General features: G+C 35.9%; 15 protein-coding genes and 1 other RNA gene. 8 read left to right on the top strand and 8 right to left on the bottom strand.

The window, feature by feature from the left end; translation table 11 throughout:
• Nucleotides 1–226: 226 nt before the first annotated feature.
• The 4 genes from AC3WOM_RS13875 to AC3WOM_RS13860 form a co-directional block, all read right to left on the bottom strand.
• Nucleotides 227–1,156, bottom strand: coding sequence for an HNH endonuclease family protein (locus AC3WOM_RS13875; protein ID WP_492447292.1), 930 nt, complete (start codon nucleotides 1,154–1,156; stop codon nucleotides 227–229).
• A gap of 11 nt (nucleotides 1,157–1,167) precedes the next feature.
• The gene (locus tag AC3WOM_RS13870) at nucleotides 1,168–4,005 is read right to left on the bottom strand and encodes a hypothetical protein (RefSeq protein ID WP_492447291.1); all 2,838 of its coding nucleotides are present in this window, start codon (nucleotides 4,003–4,005) and stop codon (nucleotides 1,168–1,170) included.
• 540 nt (nucleotides 4,006–4,545) lie between these two features.
• Nucleotides 4,546–4,901: a transfer-messenger RNA gene (ssrA, locus tag AC3WOM_RS13865) on the bottom strand.
• Between the two features lie 187 nt (nucleotides 4,902–5,088).
• On the bottom strand, nucleotides 5,089–5,685 hold the full coding sequence (locus AC3WOM_RS13860) for a GNAT family N-acetyltransferase (protein WP_492447290.1): 597 nt from the start codon (nucleotides 5,683–5,685) through the stop codon (nucleotides 5,089–5,091).
• A 226-nt stretch (nucleotides 5,686–5,911) separates the two neighbouring features.
• On the opposite strand from AC3WOM_RS13860, the gene AC3WOM_RS13855 reads away from it, so the two are divergent.
• The gene (locus AC3WOM_RS13855; RefSeq protein ID WP_492447289.1) at nucleotides 5,912–6,559 is read left to right on the top strand and encodes a hypothetical protein; all 648 of its coding nucleotides are present in this window, start codon (nucleotides 5,912–5,914) and stop codon (nucleotides 6,557–6,559) included.
• Here AC3WOM_RS13855 and smpB read toward each other — a convergent pair.
• The 4 genes from smpB to secG all read right to left on the bottom strand — a co-directional run bounded on the left by smpB (nucleotide 6,556) and on the right by secG (nucleotide 10,917).
• Nucleotides 6,556–7,023, bottom strand: coding sequence for an SsrA-binding protein SmpB (smpB, locus tag AC3WOM_RS13850; RefSeq protein ID WP_492447288.1), 468 nt, complete (start codon nucleotides 7,021–7,023; stop codon nucleotides 6,556–6,558). The two genes, AC3WOM_RS13855 and smpB, sit on opposite strands and share 4 nt — an antisense overlap.
• Nucleotides 7,024–7,089: 66 nt before the next feature.
• Complete coding sequence (gene rnr, locus AC3WOM_RS13845; RefSeq protein WP_492447287.1) at nucleotides 7,090–9,636, bottom strand: ribonuclease R; 2,547 nt, start codon at nucleotides 9,634–9,636, stop codon at nucleotides 7,090–7,092.
• 34 nt (nucleotides 9,637–9,670) lie between these two features.
• Entirely contained in the window at nucleotides 9,671–10,417 is a 747-nt protein-coding gene (locus AC3WOM_RS13840; protein WP_492447286.1) for an alpha/beta hydrolase, read from the bottom strand.
• Nucleotides 10,418–10,689: 272 nt separating this feature from the next.
• On the bottom strand, nucleotides 10,690–10,917 hold the full coding sequence (gene secG, locus AC3WOM_RS13835; RefSeq protein WP_427541251.1) for a preprotein translocase subunit SecG: 228 nt from the start codon (nucleotides 10,915–10,917) through the stop codon (nucleotides 10,690–10,692).
• Between the two features lie 195 nt (nucleotides 10,918–11,112).
• On the opposite strand from secG, the gene AC3WOM_RS13830 reads away from it, so the two are divergent.
• The 7 genes from AC3WOM_RS13830 (at nucleotide 11,113) to dltD (ending at nucleotide 18,663) form a co-directional block, all read left to right on the top strand.
• Nucleotides 11,113–12,357: a transglutaminase domain-containing protein gene (locus tag AC3WOM_RS13830; RefSeq protein ID WP_492447285.1), complete on the top strand. Its 1,245-nt coding sequence runs from the start codon at nucleotides 11,113–11,115 to the stop codon at nucleotides 12,355–12,357.
• A gap of 101 nt (nucleotides 12,358–12,458) precedes the next feature.
• Nucleotides 12,459–14,105, top strand: a complete 1,647-nt coding sequence (locus AC3WOM_RS13825; protein ID WP_427541245.1) for an alkaline phosphatase — start codon at nucleotides 12,459–12,461, stop codon at nucleotides 14,103–14,105.
• Between the two features lie 317 nt (nucleotides 14,106–14,422).
• The gene (locus AC3WOM_RS13820; RefSeq protein ID WP_054770455.1) at nucleotides 14,423–14,560 is read left to right on the top strand and encodes a teichoic acid D-Ala incorporation-associated protein DltX; all 138 of its coding nucleotides are present in this window, start codon (nucleotides 14,423–14,425) and stop codon (nucleotides 14,558–14,560) included.
• Between the two features lie 17 nt (nucleotides 14,561–14,577).
• On the top strand, nucleotides 14,578–16,050 hold the full coding sequence (gene dltA / locus AC3WOM_RS13815; protein WP_492447284.1) for a D-alanine--poly(phosphoribitol) ligase subunit DltA: 1,473 nt from the start codon (nucleotides 14,578–14,580) through the stop codon (nucleotides 16,048–16,050).
• Entirely contained in the window at nucleotides 16,047–17,210 is a 1,164-nt protein-coding gene (gene dltB / locus AC3WOM_RS13810; protein WP_492447283.1) for a D-alanyl-lipoteichoic acid biosynthesis protein DltB, read from the top strand. The genes dltA and dltB overlap by 4 nt, the downstream gene beginning before the upstream one ends.
• A 47-nt stretch (nucleotides 17,211–17,257) precedes the next feature.
• Nucleotides 17,258–17,491 (top strand): D-alanine--poly(phosphoribitol) ligase subunit 2, encoded by a 234-nt coding sequence (gene dltC, locus AC3WOM_RS13805; protein ID WP_402781407.1) that lies wholly within the window; start codon nucleotides 17,258–17,260, stop codon nucleotides 17,489–17,491.
• Nucleotides 17,488–18,663, top strand: a complete 1,176-nt coding sequence (gene dltD / locus AC3WOM_RS13800) for a D-alanyl-lipoteichoic acid biosynthesis protein DltD (protein WP_492447282.1) — start codon at nucleotides 17,488–17,490, stop codon at nucleotides 18,661–18,663. Before dltC ends, dltD begins: the two co-directional genes overlap by 4 nt.
• Nucleotides 18,664–18,814: the final 151 nt, after the last annotated feature.

The following is an 18,814-nucleotide window of genomic DNA, read 5'->3' as shown; positions in this document are numbered from 1 at the left end:
TCGTACTCTCAACTCTAGCGGATACAGATGTTTTTTTGTATTCTTTTTTAGCAAGAACAGATTTTGGTGTTGAGCCTGTTTTATACAAAATTATATTTTAATCGATACTATTAAGTGACCTTTTCTGCAACATTCGGAAATTTTATGCTTCTCTTTTCAGTTTAAGGAACTTTTATGATTCATTCCGAATTTACCATAAATAACCAAATAACATTCGCAATTATATTTAATCATATACACCTAACTCTTTATGCAAGTCATACAACATCTTTCCAAGTGGTTTTGTTTTCATACTTTCCATAGTAATTTTCGGACCGAAAATGAGCCTTCTTAACTCTACATCGGACACTCCAATTTCTTCAAAAACCTTCTGGAATTCTTCCCTCTGAGTACTATTGTACATTTGTTTTTTTTCTATTAATTCTTGGACTTCTTGCTCATGAATTTTATATGCATTATCAATTCTCATTGAATTAATATTATTCTTTAAATCTCCTTCCACATTAATAATAACTTCTATTTGATTCGTACTTAGAAGATTATATGTAAAAGTTAAATCTTCATTCCATTTTATTTCGTTATCAAAAGGAGAAACAAAAGGTAGAGATTGATCACTTTTAATTCTATTACAATTTCCGCAAACCGGAATTAAATTATATAAACTAACTGCAAATACGGGGAAATCGGATTGTGAGAAAAAATGATCTAATTGTGCTCCCGAAACATCTTCTGCTCTACAATTAATATAATCTCTGTTACAATACGGACAAACTGTAAGCCCAGTTTTTTCAACAATCCTGACACGCATTGTTGTTTTATCTTTTCGTGAATTCGCAACATTCTTAAATGCATTATATATTTCCTTATAAACGCCTTTTATTGACGAATCCTTTGTGCCAAAATTATCAAAACATTCTTTTTGCATAATTTTAGATGTATGTTGTTTTACATATAATATTGCACCTTTCAACTTTTTATATGGTGCAAGAATTAACTGTTTAAAAAATTCATCTTCGTTTCCTGAAAAAAAATCCTTTGGCAAAAAAAGTTTGCAACTATGAATAATCTCTATCTGAACATCTGTTTTTATTTTTTTATTAACTGTTTCCCAATAAAGATTTTCAAATTGTTGCGAATATAATTCAAGTTGAATCATGATTCTATCACCTAGCTTTCCTTTAATTCTTTCATTTCACGTTCAATTTCAGCTAGTTGTCTTGACAACTTTTCTAATCTAGTTTTTTTATCTATTTTTGATTTATCTAACATAGATAATAATTTTTCTCGGTAAACTGGTTCACCAATCTCATTAATTAAGCTATAGATTTTATCATATTCGCTTTTTAATGCTGTATCTTCACCAAAATAATAATTTATTTGTTCATTAACATTTATATTTTCATCTTTTTCATCTTTCTTAGACAGCCAGATTATTATATTCTCAATTAATGTTCGACTATACTCTCCGATAGTATATGACATGAAAAAATTATTCATAAGCAACTTATGAATATTTTGTCCAAGTGGACGTTCTGATAGTTTATTTTCCTTTGATAAATAAATTATATCGTCACGAAGAATATCTGAAATTATAAATGGTGAATTTGTAGTTAAAACTACTTGCAATTTAAACCTTTTATCAGTATCTCTAATAGTATCAATCAATGTTTTAATATACAGTCTCTGCCATTCGGGATGATAATAAAGCTCCCCCTCATCAATAAATATTAATGCTGTTTCATCGTCTAGTATTGCTTCATCACGACTAAATAAATTATCTATTTGAAGAGCATTTGTAATTTTTCCATCTTCGAATTCACTTAACTCTTTTTCGAATATTGTACTATATTTTCTATACCCCTCTAAAAGCCAATAAAGCTTCACTAGAAACGAAAACTTTGCATATTGTCCAGATGAAAAATATCCAAACATAGAATCAGGTACAGTGATAAATGGTTTCACCTTATTTATCATTTTTTCAATTGGAATTTTTTTATCCAAGAGTATCTTTTCTTGTTCACTCAATGAATTGCTTTTAATCACTATCTCTTTTTTTTCTTCAAGAAAATCTAGATAATTATATATTTTATCTTTTTCAATTAAATGATGTAAAAAAGAAACATAATAGCATACTTCTTTAGAAATACTTCCTCGATTACTATTAATAGAATTTTCTTTAGTTTCCTCTAACCTTTTTCTCTTTTCAATAAAACTTACTGCTTCTGAATAATCTATATGTCTATAATTATTTAAAGATTTTGCTAGGCTTTTTTCGTTTTCTCCTGTAGCATTATTAATATAAATATCTTCTAAATTTGAACTAAGCATACTGGAGAAATAAGCAACTTTACTTAACTCATTCTCACTAGTGTATACGTTTTTATTGAAAGGCTTAACGGATATACCAGAAACATTTTCAATGTTTTCTATATTCGTCAAAATATAAGGTTCATCTCCTAAACAAAATACCACTAAAAATTCGCAATCCTTATCTAATATACTATAATTCACTTCTTTAATATGGCCATTCTCACAGCTAAGATTATAATTATTAATTAAGTTAATTAGTTTAAAGAACGTATCTTTTAGAAAATCTACTGTACTAGTTTTACCTGTCCCATTTTTCCCTACTATACAAGTCAATGAATAAATATTTTCACTATAAAAATGAGGAATAACAGAATCTATCGATGATTTATCAAGTTTTTTAGTTACATTGGAATATTTAAATTTATGATCAAAATCAATTAATTGATCATTCATTCCCCTAAAATTATTAAGATATAACAATGAAAATGTTAAACTTCGATATGTAATTTTTGATTGTTCATTATTACTAATAAAATTCAGAAGTTTTTGCTCAGTTTCTTTAGACTGAATAACATCTAATGTCCAATCAACATATTTAAACAAGAAATGTATTTTATTTCTCGGTTTATTATTGTCTGTAATATATATTTGTTCTTTTTGTCCTGCTTCAATACTTAGATTAAGTCGAATAGTGATAACAGACTTTTCATCTACTATAAAACTTCGTTCTATTGAGATATGATTCGTCCAATAACCTCTAGCATTATTGGTTTCATTGTACTTAATTACATTTATTTGAGTTTTCGAAAAATTTTCATGAAAAGATAGAATATAGGGCTGTGAATTTTCCCCTTTATACTTTTCATATAGATTTAAATTCATTTTATTTGCTAACATTAGACTATCTATGTAATGGAACTTATATATTTTTTTCTTTTCAATAGATAGCGAAGAATATTCTATAATATAGAAAATTTGACATCTGTATACTTTATTGTAAATAATGTTAGACAATTCATATTTGTTTAAAACTAATTTTATAACTTCAATTGGTAGCTTCCCTATATATTCCTTTATTAGTCCAATCCCATTATAGGCAAAACCACTGTCACCTTGCATACCAGCATTAGTAATATGTCTAAAAAGAGCATACACTATATCCTCTCTTTCATTAGACAAATCAATGTTTTCAGGATAATAATTACATAATAGTTTTATTGCTTCTTCATTATCATGAAATTTCCCATAAAACTTTTTATAAAACATTACCAAGCCTAAATATAAATTTTTCTTGTAAGAAGAATCTTTTATAATTATATCAAGATTTCCCAAATGATTATTATAAATATTGTGCAAATGGTAATGACTATAAGCAATGTGTCTTTGACTTAATAATTTGCTATATTCTTTAAAACCCTGCTTTTTTTCTAATTTTTCTAATTCGTTATGATGCGGAAGTAGCGAACGAACTAATTCAATGGCAAAATATCTTACACCATTTTCATAATTATCGGTCTTAAATTTTTTCTTATGTTCTTTTTCTATTTCATCATCTTCTTTAGAAAAAAGCTCATTTAGATTCAGCAATATATCCTCTATCCCCATAGAATCAATGTTAGGGAAAATCGTAAACCTTTCAGATTTATTAGATACAAAATTTTTTATAACTTCAATAACTTTAAAATATTGTTTCATTATCTCTGTTCCCCCAAGCAATTGGAATTAACTCCTCGAAAATTTCTAGATTATCATCATCGTCTAGTAATTTATTGTTACCTATATATATTATTTTAATTATATACTATATATTACCTATTCAAGTGTAAGATTTGAAGAATTTTAAGTAGGAAATCACTAATTTACTATACTATGGTAATGCATGATTTTATGCTGGAGTCTCTAGTTAAGTAACAATTTTCCTAAGGCATACAAAAGAAAACCCCTTGCAGCAAGGGGTTTTGACGTTTTTAATAACATTGATTTCTGATTATGGAGATAGTGATACCATCATTAGTAAATGCTCTAATATCATTCTTGGTCCATTACTTCGGATATAATACATACCAAGCTAAAAAAAGTGAAACAAGTATGGAATCAAATCTTCACCTTCTAACTCTTAAATATAATCAGCAATTAACCATAAAATTTCCTAAAAAGAAATAAAGCATAAACTTTCCAAACGGAAAATTTATGCTTTACGTCACATTGATATGACTACGTTTGTAGCCACTTTATGTATGGAGACGGCGGGAGTCGAACCCGCGTCCAGAAACTCCAATACTTCAGCTTCTACGCGTGTAGTTTGCCTATTTACGATTCACGTAACATTATGCCGACAAACAGGCGTCCTGTACGCTAACCTGGAAATCTCTTGTCGGTGACTCAGGTGGCACCACCGACCGTATCCCACTAAAGTTGGGCCCTACGTTCTCTACATGGGCGATAGAGAGGCAGAGCGCTTAAGAGCTTACGCTGCGAAAGCTAAGTTTTGTTGTTTGCCAGTTATTATATAACTTCCGTTGATGACGGAGCCGAGACCTCCGACGCGCGACCAAAGCTTGAACCATCCCTGTCGAATCCGTAACGTCCCCTTGAATATGAATCGAAGCACGTAGCCTCGTTCAAGCAAAGGAGCTAGAATTTCTTCTAGTACGGTGGAAGCTTAACGTACGCTTCCATGTAATCTGGCATTCAGTAATACTTATTATAAAGCAAATCTAGCTATAGTTCAAGTGTCCCGCTATAGTAGAAAAAATTGGCTTGCTCACAATGATTTTCTTATTTCATCATCTTACATTTCAAATCTCTTAAAAGCAAAATGAGCTTTCCTAATCTAGAATCTGTGAGATAACCATAATAGACCTCTACCTCTTGCCCGCCAAAGCCGAGCTTGAATTCATTAATTTCCTCCTTGTTCGTTACTGCACCGAAATCATAGCATGCATATCCTTTGCTTCGAAACATCATGATATTTTCCCAAATTAAATACCGATTGGCAAAGCGGATTTGCTGTTTTAAATCAGGTCTATCCTTTATCCAGACAGCCGTACCTGTATATAGATTAAAAGCCGTTTCTTCATCGACAATGTAAAGTCGATAACACAGCGCTTCACCTTTGTCGTTTTGAAGCTTTGTATATACCAGTGCGCCTTGATTGCGAAGTAGCTGTAAGGTTTGTAAATGAAATTTTCGGACGCGATTTGTATGTTTCATTTTGGCAAAGGCGTTGTAAAAATGCTGGAATTCTAATAGCTCTTGGTCAGAAGGATTATCTTTTACGATGACTTCATAGGGCTCTTTTTTGGCACGGCGCAGCATATAGCGATTCATTTTTGATAAAGTGGCTAATAGCGTTTCTTCATCTTGCTGTAGCATGATTTGCAGAGTCTTTTGACTTTTTAGCCTTTGCGCAGGTTGCTTGGTTTGATGGTAGCACACTAGCACTTTTCTATTGTTCGTAGTAAGACAGTCTTCGGCGAAGTAAATATGCTCGATGTTCATAAACGGTAGTTTTCGTTTTATTTTAAGAATCTGATTTCCTCCTATATGCGGTCAGTTCTTCATTATATTTTATCATTGGCTTCCTTTAGAACTTGCTCGGGTGCAGTATTCTATCCGTCAGTCTTGCCTTTCTATCTGTCGCTTTGAAAGTTCTTTCCGTCATTCCCTCCTTTCTTCCGTCGCTTTGCAGGTTCTTTCCGTCGAACCCGCCTTTCTATCCGTCATTCCTGCCTTTCTTTCCGTCACTTTGCAAGTTCTTTCCGCCATTCACGCCTTTCTTTCCGTCACTTTGCAAGCTCTTTCCGTCACTCACGCCTTTCTTCCGTCGCTTTGCAGGTTCTTCCCGTCATTCCTGCCTTTCTGCCGTCGTTTTGCAAGTTCTTTCCGTCACTCACGCCTTTCTTCCGTCGCTTTGCAAGTTCTTTCCGTCACTCACGCCTTTCTTTCCGTCGCTTTGCAGGTTCTTTCCGTCACTCACGCTTTTCTTTCCGTCCCTTTGCAGGTTCTTTCCGTCATTCCCACCTTTCCATCCGTCGCTTTGCAAGTTCTTTCCGTCGATTCCGCCTTTCCTTCCGTCGCTTTGCAGGTTCTTTCCGTCACTCACGCCTTTCTTTCCGTCACTTTACAAGTTCTATCCGTCGATTCCGCCTTTCCTTCCGTCGCTTTGCAAGTTTTATCCGACCTACCCTGCTATCAAAACCAAAAAGCTCACCATCCGAAAATAGTGAGCTTTCTAATAATCTATTAATATTGATTTTTCGCTTTAAAGGTACGTTCCATTTCGCGTTTGGCTTCTTTCTTGCGCATGTCGTTACGTTTATCGTAGTCCTTTTTCCCTTTGCCGACACCGATTAATAGTTTGGCGTAGCCATCCTTAATGTACATTTTTAATGGAACAATTGTGTAGCCGTCACGTTTAACGGCACCGACTAGCTCGCCGATTTGCTTTTTATGAAGCAGTAGCTTGCGGGCGCGCAGTGGATCATGGTTAAAGCGGTTGCCTTGTTCGAATGAGCTGATATGCATATTACTGATCCATGCTTCACCGTTACGAATTTGTACATAAGATTCTTTTAGTTGGACCCTTCCTGCACGGATGGATTTTATTTCTGTACCTGTTAGCACCATGCCTGCTTCAATTGTGTCTTCAATGAAGTAGTCATGACTGGCTTTTTTGTTTTGTGCTAATACTTTCCCAGTACCTTTTGCCATATTCTTCACCCTCTAATTTAAAGGTTGAGCAGGGGTTAACCTGCTCGCATTGGATTGTTAATGAATTTATTTACGTTTTGATTTTTTCTTTTTATTCTTTTTAGCAATGCCCTCATAGAATTTTTGCTTTTGCTTTACGCGTTTTTTAGGACCTGGGCTGGAGCCATCTTTGCGGCTGCCTCTTGGATCACGGTCGCTTTCACGGCGCTCTCCACGTTTGCCTCTTTCCTCTTCGCTTCGACCGCCTCTGTTATTGTCACGACTACTTCGTTCTTCCTCGTTACGACCACCTCTGCGACTGCCACGACTGCTTCGTTCTTCCTCGTTGCGACCGCCTCTGCGACCTCCACGGCCACCTCGCTCGTCCTCGTTACGACTACCTCTACGGCTGCCACTACCGCCTTTGTTATCGTTGTAATTTTTACGGGCGTGAATAACAGTAGGGGCTGCTTTGCGTGTTCGTCCATATGAAGTTACCATTCCAACGATTTCAAAGTCAATGGATGACTCCTCAATAATAACATTTGCTACACGAACCATGACCTCATCACCAATGCGGAATTGACGATTTGTTCGTTCGCCAATCATAATCATTTGGCGATCGTCAAAACGGTAGTAGTCATCTGTCATATTGCTAATATGGACAAGACCTTCGATCGTATTTGGTAGCTCCACGAAAATCCCGAAGTTTGTGATGGATGAGACGATTCCCTCGAACTCCTCACCAATTTTATCGGACATATATTGAGCCTTTTTCAATGAATCGGTATCACGTTCTGCATCGACAGCACGGCGTTCACGCTCTGATGTATGGTCAGCAATTTCATCCATTGCCATACTCCATTGTGCAATCGTTTCTCTCGATGTATCTTTATTAATTAAATATGTTCGAATTAAACGATGCACGATTAAGTCTGGATAACGACGAATTGGTGATGTAAAGTGTGTATAGAAATCCGTCGATAAACCAAAGTGACCGAGGCTCTCTGGATAATATTTTGCCTGCTGCATAGAGCGTAGGAGCATTGTTGAAATTACTGGCTCCTCTGGCATACCATCAATTGCCTTTAAAACATCCTGTAAAGCCTTAGGATGAACGGTATTGCCGGTACCTTTAATTAAAATACCGAAATTCGTGACAAATTCAAAGAAGCGTTGGAGCTTTTCTGGCTTTGGGTCTTCGTGAATTCGGTATAGGAACGGTACATTCATCCAGTGGAAGTGCTCTGCTACGGTTTCATTGGCAGCTAGCATGAAATCTTCAATTAATTTCTCTGCTACTGTACGCTCGCGTAATTCAATATCTACTGGCCAGCCATCCTCGTTGACAATGACTTTGGATTCTTTAAAGTCAAAGTCAATTGCTCCGCGCATTTCACGTTTATGACGTAAAATCGATGATAGCTCTGCCATGTTTTTAAACATTGGTACAAGAGACTCATAACGAGTAATTAGCTCCTCGTCCTGCTCTACTAAGATTTTGTAAACATCCTTATATGTCATACGCTCTGTCGTTTTAATGACACTTTGGAAAATTTCGTGTGAAATCACATTCCCATTAGCATCAATAATCATTTCACAGGACAAAGTTAAACGATCGACCTGAGGATTTAAGGAACAGATACCATTCGATAAACGATGTGGAATCATTGGAATCACACGATCTGTTAAATAGACACTTGTCGCACGATCATAGGCTTCAATGTCAATGACAGAGCCTTGCGTTACATAATAACTAACGTCTGCAATATGTACGCCAAGCTTATAAGTACCGTCACCATTTTTTGTTACAGTAACTGCATCATCCAAATCCTTTGCGTCTGCTCCATCGATTGTGACAATTGTTTCGTGACGTAAATCACGGCGCCCCTCTAAATCAGCCTCAGTAATTTCATCAGGCACTCGTTGTGCAGCTGCAATCACTTCATCTGGGAATTCTGGTGGAATATCGTGCTTATATAATATAGAGAGAATATCCACACCTGGATCATTTTTATGACCTAAAATCTTTGTAATATAGCCTGTCGCTGATTTTAAATCTTCTGGCCAAGTAGCGACCTCAACGACAACCTTGTGTCCGTCAACTGCACCTAATGTATCACCTTTTGCAATAAAAATATCCATTGGTAGCTTTTTATCGTCTAAGACAACAAAGCCAAAGCCACGATTTGCCTGGAAAGTACCAACAAAGCTTGTTTGTCCACGTTCCACTACCTTTGTCACAGTTCCTTCGCGACGATCACCGAATGATTCCTTTAACACTCGGATAAGAACGATATCGCCGTTAATGGCACCATTAACTTCATGCGGTGGAATGAAAACATCATCCATTCCCTCAATATCAGGCGTCACAAAGCCGAAGCCCTTTGCATGACCAATAAACTTACCTCTTAGTAAATTCATACGCTCTGGCAAGCCATATCGATTGGAGCGTGAACGGACAACTAAGCCCTGCCCCTCCATACGCACTAAAGTTTTTACAAGCTCTTTAAACTCGTCAGCATCTTCAAAGCCAAATACGTCCTCAATTTCGCCCACGGTTAATGGTTTATAATCTTCTTCACTGAAAAAATCGAGTAAACGACTTTGTAGTGAATCCTTTTGATCTTTCATAATTTCCCTCCTTCATTGAGAAAATCCTATTTGTTTATTGTGCCCAATTTAGGCCTTCTAAAAAGTGATAAATATCTTCATGTAACTGATCTTTTTCTTGATCTAATGTAATAACATGCCTTGAGTTTTCATACCACTTGATGTGCTTTTCAAGTGACTCAGTTTGATTATATATAATGTTGGCAGATTCTGTCTCAATTACCTCATCATTTGTTGCTTGAACGACAAAAATTGGGGCATAAATCATGTCAATTTCTTGACGGGTACGGGCAATAAATTCACGTAGCTCCTGTAAAGATGGCATACCTTTTTCAGCAATATTTGAAATCTCTGCTTCGATTTGCTCATCCTGTTTGCCTTGGAATTTTTTATAGTCTCTTGCATATTTCAAGACTCCCTCAAACATGACATCGGTTGTACGCATTGTCATCGGGGCACACATTGTAATGATTCCTTTTACTGGGTTATTTAACGCCACATTAAGTGCCATCACACCACCTAATGATAGACCTGCAACTGCAATCTCCTGATAACCAGCATCTTGTAACTGCTTATAGGCAGCTACGACATCCTGCCACCAATCAGCAGGTCCTGTTGTGATAAGTTCTTCTGGTTCCACACCGTGACCTTTATAGTGAGGCGCTAATGTAGTATACCCTTTTTTCTCTAAAAATCTACCAAGCATTCGGACATCTGCCGAGCTTCCTGTAAAACCATGCAATAATAATACCGCTCGTGGTCCTGCCTGAAAGAAAAATGGCTGAGATAAAGTTTTGTTCATTGTAAGCTCTCCTTCATACCAATACATACTATCACCATTATAGCCATTTACTAGAGATTCTACATCAGTGATGATGCACTATCCTTCTATTCAATGGTCCTATCCATCACTTTCGGTTTTCTATCCGTCTGTTCAATGGTCCTATCCATCACTTTCGGTTTTCTATCCGTCTGTTCGATGGTTCAATTCGCCACTTATGCTCTTCTATCCATCAACATCCTGGATAAAAGAAAACGCCCAACCAGTTCGGTTAGGCGATATATCTTCAACTATTAGATTTTTGTAATAGCGACTGCTAAAATAAAGAATAAAATTGCTAACACAATTGTTGCACGGTGAAGGATAAGATCCATACCACGTGCTTTTTGTTTTCCAAATAGTTGTTCAGCTCCACCCGAGATGGCACCTGACAAGCCTGCACTTTTACTAGATTGAAGTAATACGACAACAATCAATGCTAATGATACGATAATTAATGAAACTAATACTACTGTATGCATCCACTGCACCTCCCGAACTTCGAAACATCACAACACACCACATTATAACAAAAAAAGGTTGCCATGACAAACTTAGATTGAAAATAATCTGTAAATTGCACAATTTTTCTTATTGTCCTTATCACAAGAAAATTACAATGCACTTATTCATCCTCCTCGCTTATAATGGAAAAAAATATCGCTTGGAGGAACTTTATGATAAGAAAAATCATTTCTATGCTTTGTTTATTGTGCTTATCTGTCTTGCTAATTGCCTGCTCCGAAACACTAGATACATACCTTGAAGAGACAACTGATTCTTCCATAAAAGAAACAGACACAAAGGACGACATTAAAAAGCCAGAGAGCAAAGTTATATCCGCTTCCTTTTCCGCCTCAGACCTTTTTTCTACTACTTTGTTTAAAAAGGACCCTGCCTTATTGCAATTTACAAAGAAAGTAGAAAAGCATATCGCTAATTTTGATAAGACATTTGAGGTTGTTTATACAGGGAAACTGGATTGGGAAGAATTCGAGGTTCAGCTAAATGACATGAATAGCTTACTTTCCTATGTGAATCCTTATACGGCTGGTTATTTCTTGAATTTTGAATGGACCTCGTGGGATCAAGACAATGGATATTTAATTGAATTTACGATTAGCTATTTGACAGATGCTAAAAAAGAGGAAAAAGTGGATTCCTTTGTCAATCAATTTGTCGAACAGTATATTACTGATGACATGGATGACTTCCATCGTGCCAAGGCTATTAACGATATGATTGTACAATTAGCCACTTATACCGAGCAGGGATCAACGGAAGGACAGACAGTATATGAGTTAATTCAAGAAAACACGGCTGTTTGTCAGGCCTATGCTTTACTCGCCTACCGACTATTGGCAGCCTCAGATCTTGATGCTCAATATGTATATGGCTATAGCGACAATGAACTGCATGCATGGAATTTAGTAGACATTGACAGTAATTGGTATCATCTTGATACAACATGGAATGATGTTGATCCAAATGAGCCTTATGCAATTTCCTACGAATATTTTTTAGTGAATGATGAAAAACTAAGTCAAGATCATCTATGGGTCAAAGAAAACTATTTTGCGGCAACAAGCAAGGACTATGATTTTATGCATGATATGTGGTATGCCGATACGGGCGAAGATATTATTTACTATAATAGCATTCGCGACAACATGGTATACGCCTATAATTTAACAACACAGCAAAATAAGCAAATCTCAGAAACAGCCTGCTACTACTTGGCTACCTATGAGGATGCACTTTATTGCAGTGATTATGACAATGCAGGCTATCTAACAAAAATTGATGTTAACGATGGCGCAGAGGAAGTGTTACTAGAAGAAGAGGTATTGAATCTCATCATTGCAGATGGCATTTTATATTATCAAACAGTAGACGGTGAGGAGTATGAACAGGAACTATAATATATGAATTTGCACCATATCTAATTTCTCGCTTCAACACAGCTGGTGAAGATAAACTTTCGTTACACTACTTTTGAAATTAACCTAAAGGAGACTACATCATGAAATACTTACAAAAATGGCGTACATGGGTTATAGCTAGTGCAATGATTTTTTCGGCGACAAATATCGCCCTACCACAAGTACAAGCTGCGAAAGCTACTCAGCCAGCAAATGTTATTATGATGGTGATGGATGGGAGTAGTAATAATGCTGTCACACTCTCTCGATGGTATAAGGGTGGAAATTTGGCATTAGATGCGATTTTAACTGGTGCAGTTCGTACTTACTCTGCAGAATCTGCCCTTACCGATTCTGCACCTGCTGCTACTGCATTAGCCACAGGACATAAATCAAATCGTAAATTTGTAGGTGTGTTACCAGCCGTTATTAATTCTCCAGGATTAACGCAATTAGCCAAAGGTGACACTATGCGTCCTGTAGCCAATGTTTTAGAAGGAGCGAAACAGCAGGGCATGGCAACTGGGCTGATTTCTACTTCCGAAATTCAACATGCAACACCAGCAGGCTTTTCAGCACATGTAAAAAATAGAAGCCAATATGATGATATAGCTGAGCAGCAGGTCTATCAAAACATTGATGTTGTGTTAGGCGGTGGATTGGCATCTCTCATTCCAGGTGCCGCTAATAATGCTCGTAAAGATGGCGAGAACTTAGTGAATGTCCTAAAAGAAAAAAATTATGACATTGTAAAAACTCGTGATGAACTTTTAAAAAGTTCCTCATCGAAAATTTGGGGAAGCTTTGCTCCAAATGCCCTTGCTTACAATATAGATCGCCCTATCACCAGAGCATCTGAGCCGACGCTTGCTGAAATGACAAATAAAGCCATTCAAACGCTTAAACAAAATGACAAAGGTTTCTTCTTATTTGTAGAGGGCAGTAAGGTGGATTGGGCAGCACATGCCAACGACACAATCGGCATCATCAGTGAAATTTTAGCGTTTGATGAGGCTGTCCAAAAAGCACTTGATTTTGCCAAAGAGGATGGGCATACAACGGTTATTGCCGTGACAGATCATGGTAATAGCGGTATTACAATGGGGAATACGAATACAACAAAGACATATGCCAGCATGCCTGTTTCTGCTTTTATTGATCCGTTAAGGAAAGCGAGAATGACCCTTGAAGGTGCCCTAAGTCAATTGAAACAAGATCAATCCAATATGATAGAGGTAGCAGCACTCTATGGTTTAACAGACTTATCTAAAGGTGAGCGAACAACCTTAGCAACTTCTAAGAATCTGAGTAAAGAGATGGGACAGATGCTTGCCAAACGAGCAAATATTGGTTTTACAACAGGCGGACATACTGGTGAGGATGTATTTCTTTATACATTTGGACCTTCAGTAATAACTGGCCTTGTTGAAAACACAGAAATAGCATATACAATGGCACAATTTATGAGCTTTGATTTAAATAAGCTGACGAAGGATTTATATATCCCTGCAACAAAAGCTTTTACAGAAAAGGGCTATACGACAAAGATAGATCGAACAGATCATGAAAACCCGAAATTTATTGCTCAAAAAAAAGATATTACATTAACGATTCCAGTAAATAAAAACATAATGATTTATGAGCAAGCTTCAAGCAATACGACCAAAACATATACATTTGATACCATTAATGTCTACAATGGAACAGATTTTTATGTTTCCAAAAAAGTGTTAGATGCTGTTAACTAAATGATTTTCCCATAAGTTAAACGGGATAAAAATATAAGTGCCATCATAAGTTGATTAGATTAACTGATGATGGTACTTTTTTTGATTTAAGGGCTTTGTTTTACATCAATTTTTCCCAAATCTTAATTTAATCTTAAATTAATCTTATGATTTAATGAATATAGCAAAATACAGCAACATTTTTCTCCACATTCCGTCAAAACAGTGTTAAAAATTTTAATAGAAGAATTATAAAAAATAACTTGAAAAAATATCTATTTATTTAGTATATTTACAAAGTTATAATCCTTTTTCATTATTAAATTGGAGGTGAACTGATGCAATCCATTAAAAATAATGAGCTATTACGTTTTATAGGCTTTACGTTATTTTATTTTATCATTTTGGTGCTTTTGTTTATTATTCATGGGTTCCATGATATGAACGCTGGACCATTTATATATACGGAATTTTAAAAAAAGGAGAAATATAGATGTTAAGTATATTATCGGCTATTCAAAATGTGGCACTACAGCAGCCACAAAAAACTGCGTATCAAACCAATCGTGAGTCCTTAACGTATAGTGAGCTTTGGTATCTCTCTGATTGTGTAGCACACTATTTACTAGCTCTTGACTTAGAAAGAAAACAGCCGATTGTCGTCTACGGTCATATGTCAACATTGCAAATTGTTGCCTTTTTAGGTGCTGTTAAGGCTGGGCATCCATATGTACCAGTTGATTCGTCTACACCTTCTGAAAGACTACAGCTTATTATTGAAGCCTCTGAAGCCTGTATGCTACTAAAAACAGAATCATTAAGTGCTCCATTGTCAATCCCTGAAGTGGCGGTAAGTGATATTATCACACAGCCTTCTACTATTTCAGTAGAGCCTTCCTCATGGGTTCAGGAGCAAGACGTTTATTATATTATTTACACATCTGGTTCAACTGGTAAACCTAAGGGTGTCCAAATTACAGCCGATAACTTAGCGCATTTTGTTGATTGGATGAATAAGCACTTCCCATTACAGGAATCTGGAGTGTTTTTAAATCAGGCTCCCTATTCCTTTGATTTATCAGTAATGGATTTATATCCTGCCTTGATAAATGGGCAGACACTTTATGCGATTACACAAGAGCAAATTGCTTATCCAAAATCACTATTTGATGCATTAGCTACGGCTGAAATCCGTGTTTGGACCTCAACACCGTCCTTTGTGAAAATGTGCTTAATGAATAAAGAGTGGCATCAGGAGTTAATGCCTGCTTTAGATACATTTTTATTCTGCGGAGAGGTTTTACCAGTATCCGTTGTGCAAGAATTAATGCAGCGCTTCCCACAGGCAACTATCTTTAATTTATATGGGCCAACTGAAACAACCGTCGCTGTATCTTATGTGGAAGTCACACCTGAACTGTTGGAGCAATTTGATCAATTACCAATCGCTCCGCTATCAGAACCAAATCTTTCACTATTAGAGGATGGAGAGATTATTATTTCAGGACCAACTGTTAGTGCAGGCTATCTTGGTGCACCTGATTTAACGCAAAAGGCCTTTCCTACAATAAATGGGCAGCGCATTTATAAAACTGGTGATATTGGCTATGAAAAAGACGGCTATCTGTTCTTTTCAGGTCGTAAGGATTTTCAAGTAAAGCTACACGGCTATCGTTTAGAAATCGAAGAAATTGAAAAGCAAATTGGCAATCTACCACCCGTTTCTAGCTGTGTTGTTGTACCTGTATTAAAGGATGGCGAGATTGTTTCACTTAATGCGTTCGTTGTTTTGCGCGAGCCATTACTGGAATCTGCCTTTAAAATGACGAAGCAGCTTAAATCGTTGTTATCAGAGTATTTACCAGCCTATATGATTCCGAAAACCTTCAAATACATGGACGCTTTACCTCTAAATACAAATGGTAAAGTTGATCGTAAAGGATTGGCGGTTATGGAAACAGTATGACGCCTTATGGAAATATCGTTTTTTTCATCATTATTGGGATTTTGTTGCTGCCAACAATTATTTTAGGATTACGTGAAAAATCTGCAAAAGGCTATAATATCTTTGTTTCCATTATTGTTTTGGCTCTTATTTTTGGTAATTCTTTAAATGGCACAATCTCTCTTATACTCTTTACAATATTTCAGTTACTATTAATCATTGGTTATCAAAAATACCGACTACAAAAAAATAGTGGCACTGTATTTATTGTGGCTGTACTGCTGTCCATCTTGCCGCTTGTGCTTGTAAAGGTTCTTCCGATTCTTGGGCTACATCATTTATTTGGATTCTTAGGAGTATCCTACATTACCTTTAAATCTGTACAAATGATTTTAGAAACACGCGATGGTCTATTAAAGGATAAAATTTCAGTGGTCGAGCTAGCTTATTTTTTACTGTTCTTCCCAACTGTTTCATCAGGACCTATTGATCGTTGGCGACGCTTTTATAAAGATTTGCATACAGTTCCGTCAAATCAGGACTATCAAAAACTACTATTAAGTGGGATTAATTATATATTTGTAGGCTTTTTATATAAATTTATTTTGGCTTATTTAATCTATAATTACACACTTATTTATTTACCAAATCATACCTATAATTATTTGACACCTTTTCAAGGGCAAATAGCGTATATGTATATGTATAGTTTTTATTTATTTTTTGATTTTGCTGGCTATAGTGCCTTTGCCGTTGGAGTCAGTCGCATTATGGGCATTCAAACGCCAATTAACTTTAATCGTCCATTTTCGAGTCGCAATATTAAAGACTTTTGGAATCGTTGGCATATGAGCCTTTCATTTTGGTTTAGAGATTATGTTTATATGCGCTTCGTGCTTTGGATGACGAAGAAAAAATGGATTAAAAATAAATTTACAATCTCATATATTGGCTTCCTTTTACTGTTCTTTTTAATGGGAATTTGGCATGGACTAGAATGGCACTTTGTGGTCTATGGTCTTTACCATGCCCTGTTAATCATTAGCTTCGATAAATTTGAACGCTGGAACAAAAAACGTAAGCTTTGGCCGAAAAATAAATGGACACATGCAATTGGCGTGTTTATCACTTTTAATGCTGTTTGTTTTGGCTTTTATATTTTTTCAGGGAAATTATTTTAAACAAGGCTTTATTAAACACAGCCTAAATATAAAGGAGAATTTTAACTATGGAGAAACAACAAGTTTTAGAAATGCTAGTGGAATTATGCGAGGACGATATCATTGTAGAAAACCCAGATATTGATTTATTCGAAGAAGGGCTACTTGATTCATTCGGTACCATTAATCTATTAGTCGAAATTGAAAGCCGCTTTAATATCTCAGTACCAATAACTGATTTCAATCGTGAGGAATGGAACACGCCAAATCGTATTGTAGCGAAATTAGCTGAAAGACAATGATTAAAAAAGGCTTTTTATCACTATTTATTGCCTTTGTTCTATTTGCGGTCTTCGTATTTTTCCCAAATTCATGGATCAAAGCATGGATTTCAGATGAAGATGTAGAGCAGGCAAAAACGAACATGTCTCCTTTAGTGTTCCAGGGCATGTACTTACAGGAGAGAATGCTGCAGGAGCCGAACTCAATGCCTTTATACGGCTCATCGGAATTAAATCGCTTTGACCCCTTCCACCCCTATAATTATGCACGGGCTACAAATGCACCGTATTCGACATTTATGATAGGGCGAGGGGGGATGCAGTCTATTACACACTTTTTAAATTTTGCTGCACAGGAGAAAAATTTAAAGGATAAAAAAATTGTTTTCATCGTTTCTCCTCAATGGTTTACGGAGAAAGGAATGGGTGAATTACACTTTTCTCCTAACTATTCCATGCTACATGCCTATGATTTAGCATACAATAAGGACATTGATGTAGAGCTTCGAAATCGTGCAATGGAGCGTCTGTTAAAATTTGAAACAGTGAATCGCGATCAGCTATTAAGAACAATCTATCAATATCAATTATCGAATGGCAAGGAACAACCTGTTGTTGGACGTCTTGCGATGATGGCAGGGCATTTCCAAAAAGCACTGCTGGAGAAAAAAGATTTATATTACTCAATTTTCCCTAGAGAGTCACATAAATTAAAAAATAATGACAAGCTGATAACAAATCAAACATTTGAGCAGCAATTGAAAAATGCTGAGAACTATGGCAAGAAGCGTGTATCTAATGATTTAATGATTGAAAATAAATTTTATAAACGTCTTGTCAATGCTGATTTAACAAAGTTTAAAGGCACTCGAAAGAACGAAGATTATACAGTATCACCTGAATATGAGGATTTTCAGCTCGTAATAGATATTTTAAAGGATGCTGGTGCAAAGCCGCTATTTATCTCTATTCCTGTGAATGGCTATTGGTATGACTATAACGAATATCCACAGGAGCGTCGTCAAAAATATTACGAAAAAATGGAGCAAGTATTAACAAATGCAAATGTTCCATATGTTGATTTCTCTGATCATGAATATGACCCTTATTTTATTATGGATACGATTCATATTGCATGGAAGGGCTGGGTATACGTAGATCAAGAGCTAGATAACTATTGGACACAATCTTAAATTATTATCCTTTAACAGATGAAAAGACAGTCTAAAGTGTTAATCACTTAAGGCTGTCTTTTTTATTGCTCTTTACTAATATCTGTTTCTTACTTCTTGACTCTCCCCTTAACTGGACAGATATACTTATAAAGTAAACTTCAAGCAGCAG

The sequence above is a fragment of the Lysinibacillus sp. FW301-JW8 genome, from assembly GCF_058788755.1.
The sequence above is the reverse complement of the archived record's forward strand: the minus strand, read 5'-3'. Positions and strand labels throughout refer to the sequence as shown.